Source organism: Novosphingobium sp. FG90 (genome assembly GCF_057808725.1).
Genome location: NZ_JBMDIO010000075.1, coordinates 1 through 5269, shown reverse-complemented (window position 1 = coordinate 5269; position 5269 = coordinate 1). Strand labels below are relative to the sequence as shown.

General features: G+C 60.9%; 5 protein-coding genes. All 5 read left to right on the top strand.

The window, feature by feature from the left end; all coding sequences use genetic code 11:
* Positions 1-251: 251 nt before the first annotated feature.
* The gene (locus tag ACODRZ_RS26285) at positions 252-1277 is read left to right on the top strand and encodes a hypothetical protein (RefSeq protein WP_488973148.1); all 1026 of its coding nucleotides are present in this window, start codon (positions 252-254) and stop codon (positions 1275-1277) included.
* A gap of 109 nt (positions 1278-1386) precedes the next feature.
* Positions 1387-2121, top strand: a complete 735-nt coding sequence (locus ACODRZ_RS26280) for a hypothetical protein (protein ID WP_036529977.1) — start codon at positions 1387-1389, stop codon at positions 2119-2121.
* Positions 2122-3405, top strand: coding sequence for a hypothetical protein (locus ACODRZ_RS26275; RefSeq protein WP_488973149.1), 1284 nt, complete (start codon positions 2122-2124; stop codon positions 3403-3405).
* Complete coding sequence (locus ACODRZ_RS26270; RefSeq protein WP_036529974.1) at positions 3402-4316, top strand: OmpA family protein; 915 nt, start codon at positions 3402-3404, stop codon at positions 4314-4316. Before ACODRZ_RS26275 ends, ACODRZ_RS26270 begins: the two co-directional genes overlap by 4 nt.
* Positions 4317-4611: 295 nt before the next feature.
* Positions 4612-5157: a thermonuclease family protein gene (locus ACODRZ_RS26265; RefSeq protein ID WP_155986466.1), complete on the top strand. Its 546-nt coding sequence runs from the start codon at positions 4612-4614 to the stop codon at positions 5155-5157.
* Positions 5158-5269: the final 112 nt, after the last annotated feature.

Genomic DNA, 5269 nt, shown 5'->3' with positions numbered 1-5269 from the left:
CCGATCAAACTCGGGACACACCAGAGCGGCGGGCTCGTGAATAACCCGGGCTAGACGTCGTCGAGACCGAGGTCGCGGCATTCATACAGGAGCATTTCGGCAGGGCGCAGATCGATGCGGCAAACAGCGTGCGGACATACGATTCGCGCCTGAACGGCCTATCTCTCATCGCGAACCTCGGCTCCATCCGGACCCAAGCGAAACTAGCAGTGGGTGACTTCAAGGCTGAGGTCCTTGTTAGGCGTGGTCGGTTGACCAACAGCCGCGATGCCATCAGCGGCAGCTATGGCGAACTGCGCGACTTCAAGAACGAGAATGGACTGAAGCGTCCCGCCCATGAGGCTGCGGCGCCGATCAGTACCTATGGGACCATGGCGGTCTGCTGGCTGATCGAGACGATCGCCAACTCCATGCTCCTCCGCCTCAACGACAGCATGGGATATCTGGGCGGCGTTCTCGCTGCGGCAATCGTCGGCGCGATCAACGTCTTTGTCGCCGGCGTCGCAGGACGGCTGCTCTGGCCGCGAAAGAACCTCAGGAATCCAACCGCTCGCACGCTGGCTTGGGCCGGCATCACCCTGTGGATCATCTTCACCCTCGTCTGGAATTTGATGGCCGCCCATTACCGGGATGCCAAATCCCTAGGCATTCCGCATCCGGAGACGGCCGCACTCGGTATGCTGGGGAGTGGGCTGGATAGCCTGTATTCCTACGGCCTTGTTGTGGCGGGCATCGTCTTCGCCATCACAGCCGCCATGGCGGGATATAAAATGGACGACCCCTATCCGGGATATGGGGCGACTGCCACCAGGCATGCGAAGCGCTGCGACGACTATGTGGCCGAGTTCGAGGATGCGAAACACGAACTGACCGACATCCGTGACGATGCCATCGAGGAGGCAACCGACGTGCGCGAAGAGCTTGCACGGCAGCATGCCGAACGACAGCAGATACTTACGGCGCGCGAAGCCTTTCGACGCCGCTACGATGAGTACGGGACACAGCTGGAAGCAGTCGCGAACGCCCTGCTGCAGGAATACCGCAACGCTAATCGCGCTGCACGGTCCACACCCGCACCAGATCGCTTCGAGACATCATGGCGTCTTTCCAGAACCGCGCTCCCTCTACCTGCAGGTGACGACATACCGCGCTCCGCAATCGATGCCGCCGAGGGGAAACTCGAGGCAGCCGTCGATGAGATCTCAACTGCCTTCGACGGGGCCATAGCAAGCTTCGAGCCCCTCGACGAACTGAAGAAGCGCATCGCCGATGACTAGGTTGCCACGGGACCGTCGTCCCAGACGCGGACGCACGAAGTCGGCTGCGTCCGCCCGGAGGGATGCGGACAGCAGGAGCGCCCTATTCAAGATTCTGCTGGTCGCTCTCGTGGTGATCGCGTTCGGCACAGTCTATTTCGTCGTGGCATCCTCCAAACAGGATCTCGACGAAAACACCCGCTGCCCGAGCAAGGTGACGAGCGTGACGGTGCTTCTCGTCGATGTCACCGATCCCATGAACACGCCCCAGCGGCAGGACTTCTCGAACCAACTCACCAAGCTGAAGAACTCGATCCCGCGATATGGGCAGTTGATGGTGGCGAAGGTCGACGCGACGAAGGACAGCCTGCTTACGCCTGTGATCACCCGCTGCAATCCCGGAACGGCCAACGACGTCAGCGCCGCCACCGGCGACCCAGACGCCACCCAGAAGGATTGGGAGGAGAACTTTGACAAGCCACTGACGGAGGCGTTCGAGCGCATTGCAACAGCCAGCAATGCCGACCAGTCGCCAATACTCGAATCCATCCAGTCGGTTGCGCTCACGCAGTTGCAGAAGCCGGGTCAGGAGGCGATTCCGAAGCGGCTCGTCGTGGCGTCGGACCTACTCCAGAACACCGGCGACGTCAGTTTCTATCGTGGTCTGCCGGACGCTCGGGAATTCGTTGATGGGGCGACATTCCGACGCCTCCGGACCGATCTTCGCGGTGTCGACGTCGAGCTGTGGATGCTCGAACGCAGCGACGCCGCCTCGACGCAACCCCGGTCTCTTGCCGACCTTTGGGACAATATCATTGGCGCCGAAGGTGGGACCGTGCGCCGCATCTACAATGTGAGCGGGTGAATGAGCGAGATCGAGACCCATCAGCGGGATTTTCTGGATGAACGCGGCTGGATAGACCGCTGGGGCTTCCTCCTGTTCGCCTTCGGTGGTGCAGCAGCCATCCTCATAGTGAAGTATATGGGCATATCTCCCGTTCTCGTAGCGGCAGGTGCCGCAGCTACGATGTTGGGATACGCTTTTGTCGTCCGGACATCCGGCACGGGGCGGCTCCGCGGTGATCAGGCAGGAGACAACTGCTACTATCTCGGACTGATCTACACCCTCACCAGCCTGGCATACGCTATCTTCTTCTTCGACCCGTCCAATACGGCGACCACAATCGTTCAGGGCTTCGGCATCGCACTGGCCACCACGATCATGGGCCTCGTGCTGCGCGTGTTCTTCAACCAGAGCAGGGTCGACCTGGTCGAGACAGAGGATACCGCTCGCGTCGAGCTCGCCGACGCCGCCAGTCGGCTGAAGGCGGAACTCCAGGCCATGACAGTCAGCATGAACGACTACGGCCGAGAGACGCGGCAAGCGCTGGTCGAACTGCGGGAGCACATAGTCGCTTCGCTCATCGACGTTCAGGAGCAGGCGACGAAGTCGATCGCCGATGCATCCGCAGCCGCTGGAACCGCCATAAGCACAATGGCGACGAACGCCACCAACACGACGGCGGAACAGGCCAATGCGACGCTCGCCAGCGCCCGGCGTCTCATCGCTGCAACGGAAAAGGTGATTACCGGGATCGAAGAACATGTCGATGCCATGGAGGACATCCAGGATTCCACCACTGCCATTGCCCAATCTCTGAAATCGTTGGAGACTGCGGCGGAGAAAACGCAGCAGAATCTCGGCGAGCTTGCCGGACGCGCTGAACAGCTTGCGGAAACGCAAGGGACGCTTGGCGAAACTGGTCGGAAGTTGCAGGAGGTCGTCGAGGATGTCGCGAAGCACATCGCCGGTTTCGATGCCTCCACCACCAGGTTCGAGGAATCACTTTCGGCCCGATTGGCTGAGGTGAAGTCCGTTCCAGGCGACATGGCGACAAAGACCGCGGACTCGTTCGCCCGGGCTGCTTCGGCCATGGAGCAGCAGTTCGAGGCGATATCCAAGACACATCAGACCTTCACCGCGGATCTTTCGCGAAAGGCAGAAGCCAGTCTGGAAAAGCTTGAACAGCACAATGCCGCGCTTGAACGCGAACTGGACCGATCCCGTGATAATGTTGCCAAGGTCCATGATGCGCTTGTCGATATGACCGGCACTCTTGTCGATCGGGTTCAGGCGGCCAACCCGTGAGTGACCAGCAGCTGGACCTCCGGCAGGACAAGTCCTATCGACGGGGCCTCGTCCTCGGTCTCACGATGGCCGAGATCATGATCCTTCTCCTTTTCGTCCTGCTCATGGCGCTCGCCGCGGCGTTGCAGAACCGGGATGCACGAATTCAGGCTCTCGATAGTGGCGGTGCCTCCCAGCTCATCGAGGAACTGCAACGCGCATATCCCGATGCAAGGGATTCCAGCGATTACTTCAAGGAATTGAAACGGGCCATCGAGGCGCGGAAACGCGTCGAGGCCGGCGCTGTCGATAGCAAGCATCTGCTTGAGGACGCCGAAGTTGGACGTCAGGTCAGGGAGGCAGCAGCTACAAGCGGTGTGAAAGATCCCGAGCGCTACGTGAAGGAGGTCGTTGCCGCCTCGTCTAAGGGAAGGAAAGGACAGTGGCCGCCATTCTTCAGCCTGAGCGAGGCCGGCGGCTACTTCTTCGATAGCGGCAAGGCGACGCTTCGCCCCGAGTTCGAACGCAACCTCAAGTCCGAGGTGATCCCGATGCTGGCCCGGAGCGTGTCCGACTATGACGTCGACGTCGTAGAGGTGATCGGGCATACCGACGAGGTGCCGATGTCCGGTTCGAGCAACCTGGACGCCGCGCTAATACCCGCATCGGTGGGACGGACGCCCATTGCCGGCCTACGCTCAACGGACAACGCCGGTCTTGCCATGGCCCGGGCGGTCGCGGTGGTGCACCTGCTGAGAGCTGACCCCCGGCTGCGGAACGTCGCCATTCTGCCATTGTCCGGCGCGCAGATGATCGTGCCCGTCGACAAGGTAGCAAATGGAACGGCAAAGGGTGATGACCAGCGCCGTCGTCGCATCGAGATTCGCCTCCGCAAGTCGACGCAGCAGGCGTCGCCTACGATTCGCAAGTGAATCCCATGGATCAGCTTGATGCAAATCTCGGAGAACTACGCCAGCTCGTGCGCCGCTCCTTGGACCGCCATGCTGCGGCCCTACAGCTGGAACACCAGGTTCTCACGCCATTGGCTACGCAGACGCCCCCGTCGTCCATGCCCGACGCGAGGCAGATCGCGCAATATGAGCCAGCCTCCCGCCCATGGTTTGCGCGAATGTTCGGCAGCAAAGTCGAATGAGCCGCCGGACGGATAGGCGCGAACGGCGCTGGCGCGATGACCCATCCACAAAACGAAAGGGGCAGATAGGCCCTATGGAGCGGCTGGCATTGGTGTGCGTGTCGCTCATGTTCGTCGGGGTATTCGTCTTCACCTATCTCGCCACCGGCGCTGGGAAAGGCAAATTCAGCTCCCCTCCCGATACATCAACGGCGGAGACGGTTGCTGCTTCCAGCCAAGCTTTCGCAGCGACCGACATGCAGCCTGACCCCGGCACGACCTTCACGACAACGACCAGCGCCAAGTTCACTTTCTGCCACACAGGTGGCGGAGGCAACTGCGTCGTGGATGGCGACACCGCATGGATCGACGGCGAGAAGGTCCGCATCGCCGACATCGATGCACCCGAAACGCATCCGCCCCGTTGCCCATCGGAAGCGGACTTGGGCAAAAAGGCCACCGACCGGCTTGCAGAGCTGATGAATAGCGGCCCTTTTGAGCAGTTGATGGCCGATAGGGATCGAGATCGATACGGAAGGAAGCTCCGTATTCTCGTTAGGAACGGGAAATCCCTGGGCATGCAGATGGTGTCCGAGGGGCTTGCGCGCCAGTGGGAGGGGAGACGGCAGCCATGGTGCTAACGAATGGCGAGATTTACTGGAAATAGCTACGAGCAACCGGATCGGCATTTCTTCACGTTATACCAAAACCTGTGGAATCTGACTCACCGAGGGTATCGGGTTTGGCGCTGAC

What these genes read in the sequence shown, in the direction of transcription:
- ACODRZ_RS26275 (WP_488973149.1), top strand. Translation starts at nt 2,122, where the DNA reads ATGAGCGAGATCGAGACCCATCAGCGGGATTTTCTGGATGAACGCGGC.
- ACODRZ_RS26265 (WP_155986466.1), top strand. Translation starts at nt 4,612, where the DNA reads ATGGAGCGGCTGGCATTGGTGTGCGTGTCGCTCATGTTCGTCGGGGTA.